This is a genomic window from Sphingobium chlorophenolicum (genome assembly GCF_000722875.1).
GTDB lineage: Bacteria > Pseudomonadota > Alphaproteobacteria > Sphingomonadales > Sphingomonadaceae > Sphingobium > Sphingobium chlorophenolicum.
In genome coordinates this window covers 1-17,364 of sequence record NZ_JFHR01000053.1, presented here as the reverse complement: position 1 = coordinate 17,364, position 17,364 = coordinate 1, and the positions used below count along the sequence as shown (strand labels likewise).

Sequence of the window (17,364 nt, the reverse complement as noted above, 5' to 3'; positions counted from 1 at the left end):
TTGATAGAGATTCTCTATCAAACTGCTATCATGGATCGGCGTCGGGCTGGGCGGAGGGATGGGCTGCGGCGAAGGCGTCCAGCGCCCGCGCCTTTTCCCCCGCCGCGACGAGGGCCGGGAAGGGCGAGAGGTCGACATGGAAACGCTCCGCCGAATAAAGCTGCGGAACCAGATAGCAGTCCGCCAGCCCCGGCCGGTCGCCATAGGCGAGGCCCCGGCCGTGGCGCGCCACCCATGTCTCCAGCGCGGCGAAGCCGTCCGTGATCCAGCGGGCGATCCACTGGTCGAGCGCGGGCTGGTCCGCGCCGAAATCGGCCTTCAGCGCCTGCAACACGCGCAGATTGTTGAGCGGATGGATGTCGCAGCCGATCAGCGCCGCCATGGCGCGGACCAGCGCCCTACCCTGCGCGTCGGCGGGCAGCAAGGGCGGCTGCGGCCAGCGTTCCTCGATCCATTCCAATATGGCCGGGCTTTGCGTGAGGGTGAAATCGTCCGCCTCCACCGCCGGGACGAGGCCCTGCGGCGCGATGGCGCGATAGTCCGCTTGCCCCTGCGCGCCGGTGCGCAGGTCATGCGTGACCTGATCATAGGCGACGCCCTTCAGGTTCAGCGCGATCCGCACGCGATAGGAACTGGTCGAGCGCCAATAGCCGTGGAGCGTCAGCGCGCTCATCGGGCTGGCGCGATCAGGGCGCGGCATTCGCCGAAGCCGATGGACACATAGCCGTCCGCCCGCGCCACCGCGCTCAGCGCCAGTTCGTCGCCATCCTCCAGAAAGGCCCGTTCCTCGCCAGTGGGCAGAACGATCTTCGCCTTGCCGCCTCCCGTCAGTTCCATGAGGCTGCCGAAACTGTCCGGCGTCGGGCCGGAAAGCGTGCCCGTGCCCAACAGGTCGCCGGGATTGAGGTTGCAGCCGTTGGATGCGTGATGGGTGACGATCTGCTGGGCGGTCCAGTACATGGAGGAGGCGGGGCCGCGTGAGAGGCGCATCGGCGGCATTGCTTCGGCCCGCATTTTCGCGCTCGACAGATGGACCTCCAGATCGATGGCCAGCGCGCCATGGGCCTGATCCGCCGCGTCCCATAAATAGGGCAAGGGTTGCGGGTCGCCATCCGGCCGGGGAGGCTGGGCGATGCGGAAGGGGGCCATCGCCTCCGCCGTCACCACCCAGGGGGAGATGGTGGACTGGAAATTCTTGGCGAGGAACGGGCCAAGGGGCACATATTCCCATGCCTGGAAATCCCGCGCCGACCAGTCGTTGAGCAGGCAGAAGCCCGCTATATGGTCCGCCGCATCGGCAATCGGCACGGTTTCGCCCAGCGCATTGCCCGCGCCGATCCAGATGCCGAGTTCCAGTTCATAGTCCAGCCTCTGGCTTGGCCCGACCACGGGCGCGTCGGCTTCGGGGGGCTTTCGCTGGCCCTTGGGACGGACGACCGGGACGCCGGACGGGCGGATGGAGGAGGCCCGGCCATGATAGCCGATGGGGACATATTTATAATTGGGCAGTAATGGGTTGTCGGGGCGGAACAGCCTGCCGATATTGGTGGCGTGGTGAATGCCGACATAGAAGTCGGTATAGTCGCCGATGGTCGCGGGCAGGTGCAGCGCGCAATCGGCCGCCCGGTGCAGCAGGGGTCCGATGGCGTGGCGCTGGGCTTCGTCGCTGAAGAGGGCGCTCAGCCAGCGGCGCAGCGCCAGACGGTCGGGCGCCGGGAGCGCCATCAGGGCGTTCAGCGCCGGTTCGCCAAGGACGGCGGCGGCTGCGGCGGGCAGCAGGCCCGATTGCGCGGCGGCGCGCAGGTCGAATATCCGCTCGCCAATCGCCACCCCTGCCCGCGCCGTGCCGCCGGGGGGCGAGAAAATGCCGTAGGGCAGGTTCTGGATCGGGAAGGCGGGATGGCCGTCCGCCCCCTCCACCCAGCTCGACCGGGCGGGATCGTGGGTTTCGTCGATCTGGGGGAAGGTCATGCCTGTTCCTCTCGCGGCAGTTGCGCCTTGGTAAAGCCGGACCAGCAATCGTCATAATCCAACTGGCCAAGCGGCGTTTCCATCGCGAAGCGGGTCGGACGGAAGGGGTAACGGCTTTCGAACATGAAGGCCATGGTGTCGGCGATCCGGTGCGGCTTCAGTTCGGCGGCCAGCGCGGCTTCATAGCTTGCCCTGTCCGGGCCGTGGCCCGCCATGCAATTGTGCAGCGACGCGCCGCCGGGGGCGAAGCCGCCTGCCTTCGCGTCATAGACGCCGTGGATCAGGCCCATAAATTCGCTCATCACATTGCGGTGAAACCATGGCGGGCGGAATGTATTCTCCGCCACCATCCAGCGCGGCGGGAAGATCACGAAGTCGCAATTGGCGGTTCCGGCGCGCTCGCTGGGGGAGGTCAGCACAGTGAAGATCGACGGGTCGGGATGGTCGTAGCTGACCGTGTTCATCGTGTTGAAGCGGCGCAGATCATAGCGGCAGGGCGCGAGATTGCCGTGCCATGCCGCCACGTCGAAGGGGGAATGATCCTGCGTCGTCGCCCATAGCTGACCGCCATATTTCTGGACGATTTCGTGGGGCGTGTCGTCATCCTCATATCGTGCGGCGGGGGTTTCGAAATCGCGGGGATTGGCGAGGCCGTTGGAGCCGATGGGGCCAAGGTCGGGCAGGCGGAACAAGGCTCCGTAATTTTCGCAGACATAGCCCCGCGCCGTTCCGTCGGGCAGGTCGACCTTGAAGCGGACGCCGCGGGGGATGAGCGCGATCTGTTGCGGGGCGATGTCCATCACGCCCATTTCCGTGGTGAGGCGCAGCCTGCCCTGTTGCGGCACGATCAGCATTTCGCCGTCGGCATTCGTGAAGGCGCGCTTTTCCATCGGGCGGTTGGCGGCGTAGAGATGGACGGCCAGCCCCTCCCCCGCCGCTGGATCGCCCGCGCCGCAATAGCTGACCAGACTGTCGATGAAATCCACCGGCCGTTCGGGGATCGGCAGGGGATCCCAGCGCAGGCGGTTGGGGGTTGGCGGGGCTTCATCGAACGGGCCGCTGCGCAGGAGCGTGTCGCCTTCATAGGGGCGGTAGGGCGGATGATTGGCCGCCGGGCGGAGGCGGTAGAGCCAGCTTCGCCGGTTTTCCGCCCGTGGCGCGGTGAAGGCGGTGCCGGATAATTGTTCGGCATAGAGGCCATAGGGGGCATGTTGGGGGGAGTTGCGGCCCACGGGCAGCGCGCCGGGCACAGCCTCCGTCGCGAAATGATTGCCGAAGCCTGCCATCATGGGGGCTTCGGGTGCTTTGCTCTCTCCCATTTCGGCGCGACTCCCTGATGGTATCAATTGTTACCATCATAGCGCTTTGCGGATAAAGTATCAAATGTTACCAGTTGGGGATGACTGACAAAGTGCTACGCCTGGATGCGTTCATTCCCTATCGGCTGTCCTTCACGGCGGCGTTGCTGAGTGACGCTATTGCAGAGAGTTATGAGGCTTTGTTCGGCATCGGCATATCCGAGTGGCGGGTGATTGCCTGGGTGGCGGAGCGGGAGAGGATCACGCAGCAGCAGATTTGCGCGCTGAGCCGCATGGACAAGGTGACGGTGAGCCGGGCGGCAATTGGCTTGACCGGGCGGGGGGTGCTGCGGCGCCTGCCCAATGCGGAGGATCGGCGGTCGCATCTGCTGGCGCTGACGGAGGAAGGGGAGCGGCTGCATGCGGCCATCGCGCCAAAGGCGCTGGAGCTGGAGAGCGGGGTGTTTTCGCACTTCAGTGATGCGGAGGTGGAGGCTTTTGTGGGGATGTTGCGGCGGATTGATGCGGTGGTTTTGGGGAGTTGATCTTCTTATTCCTCCCCATCGGGAGATGGGGAGGGGGACCGGCCGAAGGCTGGTGGAGGGGAATGGGGCGTGACCTCCGAATCTTCCCCTCCACCATCGGCTGCGCCGACGGTCCCCCTCCCCACGCTTCGCGTAGGGAGGAATTGGGGGTTTAGGCTATGTTCGGGATGTCGCGGGCGATGTTCAGGACTGCTTGGGCCAGGGGGCCGAGGGGAGCGCGGTCGGAGACGATGACGCCGATGCGGCTGCCTTCGTCCGCTTCGGGGAGGGCGAAGGTGCGGACCCAGTCGAGGCCGTCCAGCAGCATCGCGTGGCTGTCCGGCACGATGGAGCATAGCCGCCCCTGCCGCACCAGCGCGAACAGGGCGACATAGCTGTCCGCCGTCACCACCGGGCGCAGCGCCAGTCCGCGTTCGCCCAGGCGGGCGTCCAATATGCGGCGGTTCTGCATCCCCTGATGCAGCAGGCAGAGCGGCAGGGCTGCCACATCCTCCCATGTCAGCGTCCGCCCTTCATCCAGCACGCCCTTCGCCGCCGCGAGCATGTAGCGTTCGACGTAGAGCGGCGCGGCAAGCATGTGGGAGGGCGGCTCGAAATCCAGATAGGTGAGGCCAGCGTCCAGTTCGAACGCGGTCAGTTCCCGCTCGATCTGGCGGGAGGTCAGCGCCCGGACGGAGATGTTGAGGCCGGGATGCCGTTCCAGCAGCGCCTCCACCAGCGGGCCGACGGCGGGCATCGCGGCCGGGATCGCGCCCAGCCGCAATTCGCCCTGCAACGGCCCCTTGGCGACCGCCGCCGCCTGCATCAGATTGTCGGCCGCCGCGACCAGTTGCTGCGCCCAGGGCAGGATCGCCCTCCCCTCCTCCGTCAGGCCGGCATAGCGGCGGTTGCGCAGGATCAGCCGCTTGCCAAGTTGCGCCTCCAGCGCGGAAATGCCCGCCGACAGCGTGGGTTGCGACACGTGGCAGGCCGTCGCGGCGCGGGCGAAATGCCCCTCCCTCTCCAGCGCCAGGAAATATTGAAGTAGCCGAGTCTGCATGCGCTTTGCCTTGTTTTCCCGGTTGATAGGGCAAAGTCGCCTTTCATGTAAGCCGGGTCTGGACGGCGGGCATGCGGGTTACTATATACCGGTCGGTATGGAAACACAGACTCAGGTAGCGCGGGGCCGCCCGCGCGAGTTCGATCCGGAAGAAGCGCTCAGCGCTGCGTTGACCGTTTTCTGGCGGCGCGGCTATGAGGGCGCGTCCATGGCCGAGCTGACCGAGGCGATGGGGATCACCAAGCCCAGCCTCTATGCCTGTTTCGGCAATAAGGAATCGCTGTTCCGCAAGGCGCTCGACCTCTATGAGCGGGACAAGCTGTGCTACATGAAATCCGCGCTGGAGGCGCCGACGGCGAAGGGCGTGGCCGAACGGCTGCTGCGCGGGTCGCTGGCGATCCAGACCGGGACCACCGATCCCCATGGCTGTCTGGGCGTCATCAGCACGGTGGGGTGCACCATCCAGGCGGACTCGATCCGCGACGATGTGATCGCCCGTCGCGTTTCTTCGGACGCGGCGTTGCTGGCACGGCTGGAGCGGGCGCGGGATGAGGGCGACTTTCCCGATACGATCGAGCCGCAGGCGCTGGCCACCTATCTGACGACGGTGATGCAGGGCATGGCCGTGCATGCGAGCGCGGGCATGTCCCGCGAACTGCTGGAGCAACTGGTGGACACGACGCTGGCCGTTTGGCCGGGAAAGTGACGGAAATCCGGGGCTTTCCGGATTAAATACCAAAAAATTACCGATCGGTATAAAAAGATCGTTGACCCCGCCGCCGCTGTTCATTATATACTGATCAGTATTAAATGGACCTGCGATCAAAAGGGGTCGTAAGATGCGGATATTTATCGAAACCTGTCGTCGCTGACGGCTTGAGCGGCCAGCCTAACAGGGCGCCGTGACCAGACAATCATAGCAGCCTGAATGCGCGGCCGCCGGTCGCGTTGGCGGAGAGATTTTTTTCACGTTCGGCCGGGATGGCTCGCAGCGGACGATCCTGCATCGGCCCGATCCCCCGGTTTTGCGTCATTCACAGGGGAATAGTCATGGCATTTCTGCAACTTGCCACGCTTGCCGACGACGGCGGGACTATTGGCGTCATGAAGGCGGCGGCGACCCCCGGTTTCGCGCCGGTGGAATGGCAGATCATCCAGCTTGCGCGGCGGGACGGGTTGGACTCGTTGCGCGCCCCGGACCGGTGGGACCGGGTGAAGGGCTGGATCTTCGGACGGCGGGCCAATCCGCGTCTGGCCAATATAAGGCTGGAGAGCCTGCGGCGGCTGGCGGTGGACGCCTGGCATCGCGGCTATGCGGTGCGTCCTTCCTTTCTCAAGGCCTTTTTGAAGGCCGGTTTCAACGAGGGCCAGCTTGAAACGCTGCTGGCCAGCATCAGCGCGCAAAGGCGCTTTCGCGCTTCCCGGAGCAGATCATCATGAACATGCATGCACCCATCGACGTCGACACGCGGTCGGCGACCCCCCTCTCCCGCTGGCGCAAGCGCCATGTTTCGCTGGGCGTGATCGCCCTTGTCATCCTGGGCGGAGTCGGGTGGAAGATCGTCGACAGGCCGGAGGCGCAGGCGGCGGCTACTCCGCTGGTGACTGTGGGCATCGCCGCTCCGCTGAGCCGGGCGGTGACGCAGTGGGACGATTATGTCGGCCGCTTCGCGCCCAGCCAGACGGTGGAGATCCGGCCCCGCGTCTCCGGTTCGGTGACGGCGATCCATTTCCGGGACGGCGATTATGTGAAGGCGGGGCAATTGCTGTTCACCATCGATCAGCGGCCCTTCCTGGCGGCTTTGGCAGAGGCGCGGGCCAGTACGGCCAGTGCGCGCAGCGCGTTGCTGTTGGCGCAGAATGATTATGGCCGGGTTCAGCGGCTGACCGGCGACGAGGCGGTTTCGGCGAGCGAGGTGGATTCGCTGCGGTCGCGCTTGCAGGCGGCTCAGGCCGCGCTGGCCGGGGCGCAGGCGCGGGAGCGGCAGCGGGCGCTGGATATGGAGTTCACGCAGGTGCGCGCGCCGATTTCGGGGCGGGTTTCGGACCGGCGGGTCGATATCGGCAATCTGGTTTCCGCCGGCGAGGGCGCCGGGGCGACCTTGCTGACGACGGTCAACAAGCTGGACCCCATATATTTCAACTTCGACGCTTCCGAGGCGCTGTATCTGAAGTCGCAGCGGGACAAGGGCGCAGGCGGGACCGTCGAGGTCCGGTTGCAGGATGAGGCCGATTATCGGCACAAGGGGCGGCTGGACTTTACCGACAATGGGCTGGACCCGCGGTCGGGCACGATCCGGGTGCGGGCCGTGTTCGACAATCCGGACATGTTCCTGACGCCGGGGCTGTTCGGCAACATGCGGCTGGCCAATGGCGGCAAGGTCGACGCCTTGCTGGTGCCGGACGAAGCCATCCAGTCCGATCAGGCGCGCAAGACCGTGCTGGTGGTGGCCAGGGATGACAGCGTCGTGGCGAAGCCGGTGGAACTGGGGCCGGTGGTGGACGGGTTGCGCATCATCCGCGCCGGGTTGACGCTTGGGGACCGGGTGATCGTTTCGAATATTCAGGCGGCCATGCCCGGTTCGAAGGTCGCGACGCGGACGGTGGCGGTCAGGGCCAGTCCGGCGCCGGTTGCGGCGGCGGGGGCGGCTGTTCCGGCGGCTGCTCAGGCCACTTTTGCTCGGTGATTTTCTAGCGTCCTGCCATCCGGCGAGCCCCCACCCCCGGCCCCTCCCCTGAAGGGGAGGGGAGGAAATAGCTTTCATGCCATCGAGGAATTTGTCCGATGCGCCTTTCCCGTTTCTTTATCGACCGGCCGATCTTCGCCGCCGTGATCGCGGTGGTCATCGCCGTGGTCGGCGCGCTTGCCTTTGTCGGCCTGCCCGTTTCGCAATATCCCGATATCGTGCCGCCGACGGTCACGGTTGCCGCCCAATATCCCGGCGCGTCGGCGGAGACGGTCGCGTCGACCGTCGCCGCGCCCATCGAGCAGGAGATTAACGGCGTCGACAATATGCTCTACCAGAGCAGCCAGTCGACCGGTGACGGCAAGGTGACGATCACCGTCACCTTCAAGGTCGGTACCGATCTGGACGCCGCGCAGGTGCTGGTGCAGAACCGGGTGGCCATCGCCGTTTCGCGCCTTCCGGAAGAGGTGCAGCGGCTGGGCGTCGTCACCCGCAAGACGACCCCGGATTTCCTGATGGTCGTCAACCTCCAGTCGCCGGACGGGACGTTCGACCGCAATTACCTGTCCAACTATGCGCTGACGCAGGTGCGCGACCGGCTGGCCCGTCTCGACGGCGTGGGCGACGTGCAGCTTTTCGGGTCGCGGGACTATGCGATGCGCGTCTGGATCGATCCCGACCGCGCCGCCGCGCTGAACCTGACGGCGGGCGAAATCGTGCAGGCGCTGCGCGCCCAGAATGTGCAGGTGTCCGCCGGTTCCATCGGTCAGCCGCCCTATGAGAAGGGCGAAGCCTTCCAGCTTGGTGTCGAGATGCAGGGCCGTCTGACCGAGCCGCAGCAGTTCGCCGACATCGTCGTCCGCACCGACGCCGACGGCCGTCAGGTCCGGGTGGGCGACGTCGCCCGCGTCGAGCTGGGCGCGCAGGATTACGGCACCAACACCTATTTGTCGAACAAGCCCACCGTCGTCATCGCGACGATGCAGCGCCCCGGATCCAACGCGCTGGACGCGGCGGAGAAGGTGAAGGCGGAGATGGAGCAACTGTCCAAGCGCTTTCCCAAGGGGCTGGAATATAGCATCATCTACAACCCGACCGAATTCATCAGCCAGTCGATCGACGCCGTCTATCAGACGCTGTTCGAGGCGGTGCTGCTGGTCGTGCTGGTCATCCTTGTCTTCCTGCAGAACTGGCGCGCCGCCATCATCCCGATCATCGCCATTCCGGTGTCGCTGATCGGCACGGCGACGATCCTGGCGGTGCTTGGCTATTCGCTCAACAATCTGTCGCTCTTCGGCCTTGTCCTCGCCATCGGCATCGTCGTCGACGACGCCATCGTCGTGGTCGAGAATGTCGAGCGCAATATCGAACATGGCATGACGCCGCTGGAGGCCGCCCGCACGTCCATGGACGAAGTGTCGGCCGCGCTGGTCGCCATCGTGCTGGTGCTGTGCGCGGTGTTCGTGCCGACCTTGTTCATCACCGGCATTTCGGGCGCCTTCTACCAGCAGTTCGCCGTCACCATTTCTACCGCGACGATCATTTCGCTGATCCTGTCGCTGACCCTGTCCCCGGCGGCGGCGGCGCTGCTGCTGAAGGCGAAGCATGGCGGGCATGATCTGGATGGCGCGCCGCGCTGGCGGCGGATCGCGGCGCAGGCGGCCGACCGCTTCAATCGCGGTTTCGACCGGCTGAGCGCAGGCTATGCCCGCCTCACCCGCTTCCTGGTGGCGCGGCCGAAGCAGATGCTGCTGACCTATTCGGGACTGATCGCCGCCACCATCGCCCTGTTCTGGGTGACGCCCGGCGGCTTCATTCCCGCGCAGGATCAGGGATATTTCCTGGCGGTGGTGCAATTGCCCTCCGGCGCTTCGCTGGAGCGCACCGACAAGGTGACGCGGGAGATCGCGGCGAAGATATTGCCCATCAAGGGCCTGCGCGGCGCGGTGATGTTGGCGGGCTTCCATGGTCCGTCCCAGACTCAGGCGCCCAACAGCGCCGCCGTCTACTTCCCGTTCAAGACCTTCGCGGAACGGAAGAAGGAAGGCGTCACCTATGCCGACATCATGGATCAGGCGAACAAGGCCGTCGAGGGTTATGACAAGGCCCGCATCCTGATCGTCCCGCCGCCGCTGATCCAGGGCATCGGGTCGGCGGGCGGCTATCGCCTGATGGTGCAGGACCGGGAGGATCATGGCTATGCCGAACTGAACCGGCTGGCGCAGGACTTCATCGCCAAGGCCAACGAGACCCCCGGCCTCAACATGGTCTACACCCTGTTCGATGTCGGCACGCCCCGCATCTATGCGGATGTGGACCGGCGCAAGGCCGACCTGCTGGGCGTACCGCCGGAGCGCGTGTTCGAAGCGATGCAGGTCTATCTGGGTTCGGCCTTCGTCAACGACTTCAACCTGTTAGGACGCACCTATCGCGTGACGGCGCAGGCCGACGCGGGTCATCGCGGCACGGTGGCGGACATCGCCAATCTGAAGACCCGGTCGAACAGCGGCCAGATGGTGCCGATCGGTTCGGTATCGACCTTCAAGGACGAGACCGGTCCCTATCGCGTGGTGCGCTACAATCTGCTGCCCGCGGTGGAGATCGATGGCGACACCGCGCCGGGCTATAGCAGCGGCCAGTCGCTGACGATCATGGAGAAGCTGGCCGATGCCAGCTTCCCTGCCGGGTATAGCAGGGAATGGACCGGGGTCGCCTATCAGCAGGTGATGGCGGGCAATACGGCGGGCATCGTCTTCGGCATGGCGGTATTCTTCGTCTTCCTGGTGCTGGCGGCGCAATATGAAAGCCTGACATTGCCGCTGTCGATCATCCTGATCGTGCCGATGTGCCTGTTCGCGGCCATGCTGGGCGTGAATTTGCGGGGGATGGACAATAATATCCTGACCCAGATCGGGCTGGTCGTGCTGATCGCTTTAGCGGCGAAGAACGCCATTCTGGTGGTGGAATTCGCTAAGCAGGCCGAAGAGGAACAGGGCCTGTCGCCCGTCGACGCCGCCGTGCAGGCCGCGCAGACCCGTCTGCGGCCGATCCTGATGACCAGTTTCGCCTTCATTCTGGGTGCTGTGCCTCTGGTGATCGCGAGCGGGGCGGGTGCGGAACTGCGGCAGGCGCTGGGCACCGCCGTCTTCTTCGGCATGACCGGCGTGACGGCGTTCGGCCTGCTCTTCACCCCCACCTTCTATGTGGTGTGCCGCGCCTTGGGCGACCGCTTTTCCCGCAAGGGGAAGGGCGGAGCCTCCGCCGCGCTGCAACCCGCCGAATAAGGAACGGCATGATGATCAAGACCCTTCTTCCCCTATTGCTGGGCGCGTCGGCATTGACGGCCTGCGCCGCCGGGCCGGATTTCAAGGCTCCGGTCGCGCCCGCCGCCGCTGGCGGGGCCTTTATCGGCAGCGTCGGTCCGGCGGTGAGCGCCGCCGAGGCCGACGACCATTGGTGGCGGCTCTACAGCGATCCGGTGCTGGACGGGCTGGTGCAGGATGCGTTGAAGGCGAACACCGACATCCGCGTCGCGGTGGCGCGGCTGGAAAAGGCCCGCGCAGGGTTGCGCGGCGCCCGTTCCGACAAATTGCCGCAGACGACGCTCAGCGGTTCGCCCAGCTATGGCCGGGCGTCGGCGGCGCAGAGCCTGCCGGGCATCGACCGGGAGAATTGGACCGTCGATGCGGGGCTGAACGTCGCCTATGAGGTCGACCTGTTCGGGCGCGTGAAGCGCAGCATCGAGGCGGCGAAGGGCGATGTCGGCGCGGCGGCGGGCGATGTCGACGCGGTGCGGGTGGCGGTGGTCGCGGATACGGTGCGCGCCTATGTCGACGCCACCAGTTCGGCCGAGCGGATCGCGGTGGCGCGGCAGACGGTGGCGCTGTTGGACAAGAGCATCCGCATCACCAACGCCCGGTTCGAGGTGGGCCGTTCCGACCGGCTGGACGTGATCCGGGTGACGGCGTTGCGGGACCAGCAGGCGGCGGTCATCCCCAGCCTGATCGCGGATCGGGACGGGGCGCTTTTCCGGCTGGCGACGCTGACCGGGCGGACGCCGCAGGATTTGCCGGGCGCGGTTCGGGAACGGACGGTGACGCCGGGCCTGAGCCAGCCCATTCCGGTGGGGGACGGGCGCGCTTTGCTGGCCCGACGTCCGGACGTGCGCGCCGCCGAGCAGCGGCTGGCCGCCGACACGGCGCGCATCGGCGTGGCGACGGCGGACCTTTATCCGCGCATCACTTTGGGCGGGTCGATCGGCACGACTGCGGTCGGCGGCGGCGACATTTTCGGGGGCGGGCCGTTCCGCTGGCTGTTGGGGCCGCTGATCAACTGGGCCTTTCCCAATCAGGAGGCCAATCGGGCGCGGATCGCGGCGGCCAAAGCGGATGCGGACGGGTCGCTCGCGGCCTTTGACGGGACGGTGCTGCGGGCGCTGGAGGAAACGGAGACGGCGCTGTCCGTCTATGCCCATGCGCTGGAGCGGCGCGATACGCTGAAGGCGGCGCGGGAGGCGGCGGACCGGGCGGCGCGGATCAGCCTTGCCCGGCAGCGCGAGGGGCAGATCGATTTTCTGACGGTGCTGGACGCGCAGCGGACGCTGGCGGCGGCGGAGAGCGATTTGGCGACGGCGAACCGGGCGGTGGCCTTCGCGCAGGTGGATCTGTTCAGGGCGTTGGGGGGTGGGTGGTCTGTGGCTTGATTGGGGTGTGCGCGAGCGGAGCGAGCTTCTGACTTAGCCGTTGTAAGACAACGCGGATGTCGCGCCAGCCCACCCCCTAACCCTTCAAACGAGTCACGCGCCTCGTTTGAACGCCTGCGGGAGGGGGAATGATGGCTAACCTAACAGCTCCCCTCTTGCTTGCAGTGTAAACATCGGCGTGATAGGGCATGCCCCAAGATGGAGCATCCCGGAGAAGGACAAGGCGCCCTGCGCCACACGCTGATGCGGACGGCCATGGCCATGCTGAAGGCGGACGTGCCCGACATCAGCCTGCGCGCCGTGGCGCGGGCAGCCGGGGTTTCGGCGATGGCGCCCTACCGCCATTTTCCCGACAAGGCGGGGTTGATGGGCGCGCTGGCGAGCGAGGGATTCGCGATCCTGACCGCCGATCTGCTCGCGGTGGACGCGGGCGCCAATCCCCGCGAGCGGCTGATGCGGCAGGGCCTGGCCTATATCCAGTTTGCGCGGACGCATCAGGCGCTGTTCCGGCTGATGTTCGCCGACCGCCGCATGGTGCGGCGGGAGGATGAATGCGAGTCGCAGGCCTATCAGGTGCTGACCGACTCGGTCGCGGCGATATTGGACGAAGGGATCGAGCGGGCGACGCTGGCAAGCTGGGCGGTGGTCCATGGGCTCGCCATGCTGGCGCTGGACGGGCAGTTGGAGGATACGGACGAAGCCGACATGCAGGAGGTGTTGCAGCTCTTCGCCTTTTCGCTGCGTTGAGCCGCCCCTCTCCTATTTGATCAAATCATAGAAGGCTGATCGATGCGCGTTGGTCGGCGCGGATCGCGGGGCTTAGATTTTCTTGCGCAACCTATTCAGCGAGAAATCCATCATGCCCCAAAATCGTCACATCAAGCTTGGCTTCATCCTGCATGGCGTCGGCCGCACCTGGAACGATTGGCGCCATCCGGACCGCGACGTCAACGCCAGCACCAGCCTGGCCTTCTATCAGAAGCAGGCCGCCATTGCCGAGCGCGGCAAGTTCGACTTCCTCTTCATCGCGGACAGCCTGTCGGTGACGGAAAAGTCGAGTCCGCATTATCTCAACCGGTTCGAACCGATTACCATATTGTCCGCGCTGGCGGCGACCACGTCGCGCATCGGGCTGGTGGCGACGCTGACCGTCAGCTATTCCGAGCCGTTCAACGTGGCCCGGCAGTTCGCCTCGCTCGACCATCTGAGCGGAGGGCGCGCGGGATGGAATATCGTGACGTCCTGGCTGGGCGACACGGCCGCCAATTTCAGCAAGACCGAACATCCGCCCCATTCCGTGCGCTATCGCATCGCCGGGGAATATCTGGACGTGGTCCAGGGCCTTTGGGACAGTTGGGAGCAGGACGCCCATGTCGGAGACAAGGAAAGCGGCCGGTTCGTCGATCCGGAACGGCTGCACCGGCTGGATCACAAGGGCGAATTCTTCCAGGTACGTGGGCCGCTGAACATCAAGCGGACGCCGCAGGGGCAGCCGGTCATCTTCCAGGCGGGCGCTTCGGACGACGGGCGCAATTTCGCGGCGAAGCGGGCGGAGGTCATCTTCGCCGGCCCAGAGGACGAGCAAGCGGCCCAGGCCTATTATGCCGACGTCAAGGCGCGGGCCAAGGGTTTCGGCCGCGATCCGAACCAGTTGTTCATCCTGCCGGGCATCGCGCCCATCGTCGGCGAGACGGACGAGGATGCGGAGGCGCGCTATCGCGAACTGGCGTCGCTGGAATCGATCGAGACGGGCCTGGGCTTCCTGTCGCGGACCTTCAACGACCATGATTTCCGCCAATATGATCTGGATGCGCCCTTCCCGGATGTCGAGCATATCGGGTTCAACAGCCAGCAGAGCGGGGCGCAGCGCATCCTGGCGCATGTGCGCGCCGACAATCTGACGCTGCGGCAGGTGGCGGAACGGCTGGCGACCCCGCGGGGCGCCTTTGTCGGGTCGCCGGAAACGGTGGCGGACCGGTTGCAGCAATGGTTCGAAAGCGGGGCGGCCGACGGTTTCGTCATCTTCGAACCGCTTCCCGGCCAGCTCGACCTGTTCGTGGACAAGGTGATCCCGATCCTTCAGGCCCGGGGCCTGTTCCGCACCGATTATGAAGGGACCACTTTCCGCGAGCATCTGGGCCTTGCGGAGCCGGACAACCGGTATAGCAAGGTCGCCGAGAAGAGCGCGGCCTGATCGATGGCGGGCGTCGGCGGCCATTGCCGCGACGCCCGCTTCATCATTTCCTATTTCCGAGGATCTGGACATGACGGAAGCCACGCAGCGGCAATTGCATCTGGGCGCGATTTTGGAAGGGGTCGGCGCCGACCATAGCAGTTGGCTGGACCCCGACCTGCCCGGCGACGCCAGCATCGACATCGACTGGTATATCGACAATGCCCGCGCGGCGGAGGCGGCGAAGTTCGACCTCGTCTTCATCGTGGATTCGCCCTACATCACGCCCGACACCGCGCCGCATTTCCTGAACCGGCTGGAACCGCTGACCCTGCTGTCGGCGGTGGCGGCGTCTACTTCGCGCATCGGGCTGGTGGGCACGCTCACCACTTCCTATTGGGAACCCTATAATGTCGCCCGGCAGTTCGGGTCGCTGGACCAGATCAGCCGCGGCCGGGCGGGATGGAATGTCGTCACCACCGGGCTGGAGGGCGCCGCCCGCAACTATGGGCGAGATGAGCATTTCGATCACCAGCTCCGCTATGCCCGCGCCCGCGAATTCGTGGATGTCGTGCAGGGTCTGTGGGACAGTTATGAGGATGACGCCTTCCCCCGCGACCGGGCGGCCGGCGTCTTCCTGGACAAGAGCAAGCAGCATCGGCTGGACCATAAGGGAACGCATTTTTCCGTCGCCGGGCCGCTGGCGCTGAGCCGATCGGCGCAGGGGCAGCCGGTGATCTTCCAGGCCGGGGACAGCAATGAGGGCCGCAATCTGGGCGCATCCATCGCCGAGGGCACCTTCACCAGCGCCGAGGATTTCGAAACGGGCCGCGCCTATTATGCCGACATCAAGGCGCGGGCGGGCGCGCTGGGCCGCAATCCCGACCATCTGAAGATCTTGCCGGGGCTGGTGCCGATCATCGCGGAGACCGACGAGGAAGCGCAGGCCATCGCCGCCGCGCAGCAGCGGACGCTGGATATCGGCAAGCTGCTGGTGCAGGTCGGGCGGGCGTTCAACTATCATGACTTTTCCCGCTACGATCTGGATGCGCCCTTCCCCGACCTGTCCGGCGTGACGCTGAACAGTTACAAAGGCCATGCCGAGCGGATCATCCGGGTCGCGCAGGAAGAAAAGCTGACGCTGCGCGAGGCGGCCTATCGTTTCGGCCAGTGGCGGTCGGACTTCGTGGGATCGCCCGAAACCATCGCCGATCAGATCGAGCGCTGGTTCACCGGCCGCGCCGCCGACGGTTTCCTGCTGCGCGTGACGCGGCCGAAGGATTTCGCCCGGTTCCGGGAGCGGGTGGTGCCGATCCTGCAGGAGCGCGGCCTGTTCCGCGCCGATTATGCGCATCGGACGTTGCGCGGACATCTGGGCCTGCCGGTGCCGGACAACCGTTATGCGCGGGAGCCGCAGGCTATCGCTGCTGAATGAGGGGGGTCATAGGCGGGGGCTTGGCGGCGTGATGGTGGACAGGGGTTCGTCGCGGCACCAGCGGCGGCCACAATCATTGGTGGGTGGGGCGCGACCTCCGAAATTCCCCTCCACCATGCTTCGCATGGTCCCCCTCCCCATCTTTGATGGGGAGGAAATAAGAAGACTGGGCTTCTGCCTTTGTCAGTCGCGATTCTGGTCGATATGGTGCAGGATCGTGTCCGCTTCCGGACGGTCGAGCCAGTCGGGGCTGACCTGTAGCCAGCGCACGACGCGCCCCGCGCCCACCAGCAGGACGGCGGGCTGGGGCAGTTCCCAACTGCCCGTGCCGGTCACTTCGCCGATCCAGCCGGATGGCGGCGGCGACGGGCGGTTGTCGGGCTGGAAGCTGATGTTCAGCGCGCGCGCCAGACTGTTGTCGGCGTCGGTCGCGACATGGAAGGGCAGGTCGTGCCGCGTCTTGATCTCCCGCAGGGGAAGCGGCGGCTGTGGGCTGAGCGCCACGAGCGGGACGCCCCGCTGCCTGAGTTCCGGGAACAGCGTATCGGCATAATAAGGCAAGGCGATGTTGCAGGCCGGACAGCCCGCATAGCGGAAGAAGACGAACAGCGCCGCGCCGTCGGCGGTGAGTTCGTCCAGGGTCAGCGCGCCGCCATCCACCTCAGCGAAGGACAGGGGCGGCAGCACCGTGCCCGGCTGGGCCACGGCTGCGGGGTCGAAGCGCTCCAGCAACAAATTGCGTTGCCGCGCATTGCCCTCCAACTGGGCGGGGGGCCAGGTCCGCTCGCGCTCTGCCTGCAGGGCGGCGTAGCGGGACTTGAGCGTTTCGGTGACTGTGGTGGCCATGATGATCTCCTTCGCCGTAAACGCCCTTTTTTGGCGACGGCTGCGGGCCGCCGCCAATGAGACTTTTCCCGTCAATGACGAAGATTGTTCATAGGTCGGTTCCTTTTGCGAACGCCGCTCCGGTCGGGGCAAGGGCGCATCATCATCGGCTCCGTGATGGTCGCGGCTTGCTCTTGTCGTCCGCTGATGTCCGGCATTACCGCTACGCGCTTCCCACCTGGGGCGATAAGGATGACGAGCATGCGCGAAGACAGGAAAAAGGCTTTCCGAAATGCTTTGGGGAATTTTGCGACCGGTGTGACGATCGTCACGACGCGTGACGGGGATGGCAGGCCGGTGGGGTTGACGGCAAGCAGCTTCAACAGCGTTTCGCTCGATCCGCCCATGGTGTTGTGGAGCCTCGCGCTGGACAGTCCGAACATGGCGGCCTTTCGCCAGGCGGGTGGATGGGCGGTCCATATATTGTCGGCCGACCAGGAAGAGCTATCCAATCGCTTCGCGACGCGGGGGATAGACAAGTTTGCCGGGGTTGTGTGCGTCAAGTTCTGCAAATAGCGGCGGGCATGCTGGCTAGGCGGCTTGACGTAGATCGGCTTTCTTCATCTCCTTAAGGTCGTTCATGTTGAGATAGCGGTTGGCTTCGAGCCAGTTTTCGTGGGTCTCGACAG

The 17,364-nt window shown here is 65.7% G+C and carries 15 protein-coding genes; 10 read left to right on the top strand and 5 right to left on the bottom strand.

From position 1 onward, the window contains the following. Nucleotides 1–28: 28 nt before the first annotated feature. Genes maiA through hmgA form a run of 3 tightly spaced genes read right to left on the bottom strand, consistent with a single transcriptional unit; the run spans nucleotide 29 to nucleotide 3,257 of the window. Nucleotides 29–673, bottom strand: coding sequence for a maleylacetoacetate isomerase (gene maiA, locus BV95_RS18155; RefSeq protein ID WP_037455344.1), 645 nt, complete (start codon nucleotides 671–673; stop codon nucleotides 29–31). After that, the gene (gene fahA / locus BV95_RS18150) at nucleotides 670–1,971 is read right to left on the bottom strand and encodes a fumarylacetoacetase (protein WP_037455343.1); all 1,302 of its coding nucleotides are present in this window, start codon (nucleotides 1,969–1,971) and stop codon (nucleotides 670–672) included. The genes maiA and fahA overlap by 4 nt, the downstream gene beginning before the upstream one ends. Then, entirely contained in the window at nucleotides 1,968–3,257 is a 1,290-nt protein-coding gene (gene hmgA / locus BV95_RS18145; protein WP_037455383.1) for a homogentisate 1,2-dioxygenase, read from the bottom strand. The genes fahA and hmgA overlap by 4 nt, the downstream gene beginning before the upstream one ends. Nucleotides 3,258–3,370: 113 nt before the next feature. Here hmgA and BV95_RS18140 point away from each other — a divergent pair, with 113 nt between their 5' ends. Further along, nucleotides 3,371–3,814, top strand: coding sequence for a MarR family winged helix-turn-helix transcriptional regulator (locus tag BV95_RS18140; protein ID WP_037455342.1), 444 nt, complete (start codon nucleotides 3,371–3,373; stop codon nucleotides 3,812–3,814). Between the two features lie 151 nt (nucleotides 3,815–3,965). Here the strand turns inward: BV95_RS18140 and BV95_RS18135 are convergent, their stop codons facing one another. Continuing rightward, on the bottom strand, nucleotides 3,966–4,853 hold the full coding sequence (locus BV95_RS18135) for a LysR family transcriptional regulator (RefSeq protein ID WP_037455339.1): 888 nt from the start codon (nucleotides 4,851–4,853) through the stop codon (nucleotides 3,966–3,968). Nucleotides 4,854–4,950: 97 nt separating this feature from the next. Between BV95_RS18135 and BV95_RS18130 the strand changes: the two genes are divergently transcribed. The 8 genes from BV95_RS18130 to BV95_RS18095 all read left to right on the top strand — a co-directional run bounded on the left by BV95_RS18130 (nucleotide 4,951) and on the right by BV95_RS18095 (nucleotide 15,850). Next, nucleotides 4,951–5,559, top strand: a complete 609-nt coding sequence (locus BV95_RS18130; RefSeq protein ID WP_037455336.1) for a TetR/AcrR family transcriptional regulator — start codon at nucleotides 4,951–4,953, stop codon at nucleotides 5,557–5,559. 344 nt (nucleotides 5,560–5,903) lie between these two features. Beyond that, nucleotides 5,904–6,293: a hypothetical protein gene (locus tag BV95_RS18125; RefSeq protein ID WP_037455333.1), complete on the top strand. Its 390-nt coding sequence runs from the start codon at nucleotides 5,904–5,906 to the stop codon at nucleotides 6,291–6,293. After that, a complete protein-coding gene (locus tag BV95_RS18120) occupies nucleotides 6,290–7,540 on the top strand; it encodes an efflux RND transporter periplasmic adaptor subunit (RefSeq protein ID WP_037455330.1) in 1,251 nt (416 codons plus the stop codon). Before BV95_RS18125 ends, BV95_RS18120 begins: the two co-directional genes overlap by 4 nt. Nucleotides 7,541–7,638: 98 nt before the next feature. Further along, nucleotides 7,639–10,824, top strand: coding sequence for an efflux RND transporter permease subunit (locus BV95_RS18115; RefSeq protein WP_037455327.1), 3,186 nt, complete (start codon nucleotides 7,639–7,641; stop codon nucleotides 10,822–10,824). Between the two features lie 8 nt (nucleotides 10,825–10,832). Further along, nucleotides 10,833–12,242: an efflux transporter outer membrane subunit gene (locus BV95_RS18110; RefSeq protein WP_420806760.1), complete on the top strand. Its 1,410-nt coding sequence runs from the start codon at nucleotides 10,833–10,835 to the stop codon at nucleotides 12,240–12,242. Nucleotides 12,243–12,440: 198 nt separating this feature from the next. Then, the gene (locus tag BV95_RS18105; protein ID WP_037455324.1) at nucleotides 12,441–12,989 is read left to right on the top strand and encodes a TetR/AcrR family transcriptional regulator; all 549 of its coding nucleotides are present in this window, start codon (nucleotides 12,441–12,443) and stop codon (nucleotides 12,987–12,989) included. Between the two features lie 112 nt (nucleotides 12,990–13,101). Beyond that, entirely contained in the window at nucleotides 13,102–14,436 is a 1,335-nt protein-coding gene (locus BV95_RS18100; protein WP_037455377.1) for an LLM class flavin-dependent oxidoreductase, read from the top strand. Between the two features lie 70 nt (nucleotides 14,437–14,506). Further along, entirely contained in the window at nucleotides 14,507–15,850 is a 1,344-nt protein-coding gene (locus BV95_RS18095) for an LLM class flavin-dependent oxidoreductase (protein ID WP_037455322.1), read from the top strand. A gap of 183 nt (nucleotides 15,851–16,033) precedes the next feature. On the opposite strand, the gene BV95_RS18090 is transcribed toward BV95_RS18095, so the two are convergent. Then, nucleotides 16,034–16,696: a peroxiredoxin-like family protein gene (locus BV95_RS18090; protein WP_037455374.1), complete on the bottom strand. Its 663-nt coding sequence runs from the start codon at nucleotides 16,694–16,696 to the stop codon at nucleotides 16,034–16,036. A 240-nt stretch (nucleotides 16,697–16,936) separates the two neighbouring features. Between BV95_RS18090 and BV95_RS18085 the strand changes: the two genes are divergently transcribed. After that, nucleotides 16,937–17,251 (top strand): flavin reductase family protein, encoded by a 315-nt coding sequence (locus BV95_RS18085; protein ID WP_202901577.1) that lies wholly within the window; start codon nucleotides 16,937–16,939, stop codon nucleotides 17,249–17,251. Nucleotides 17,252–17,364 lie beyond the last annotated feature (113 nt).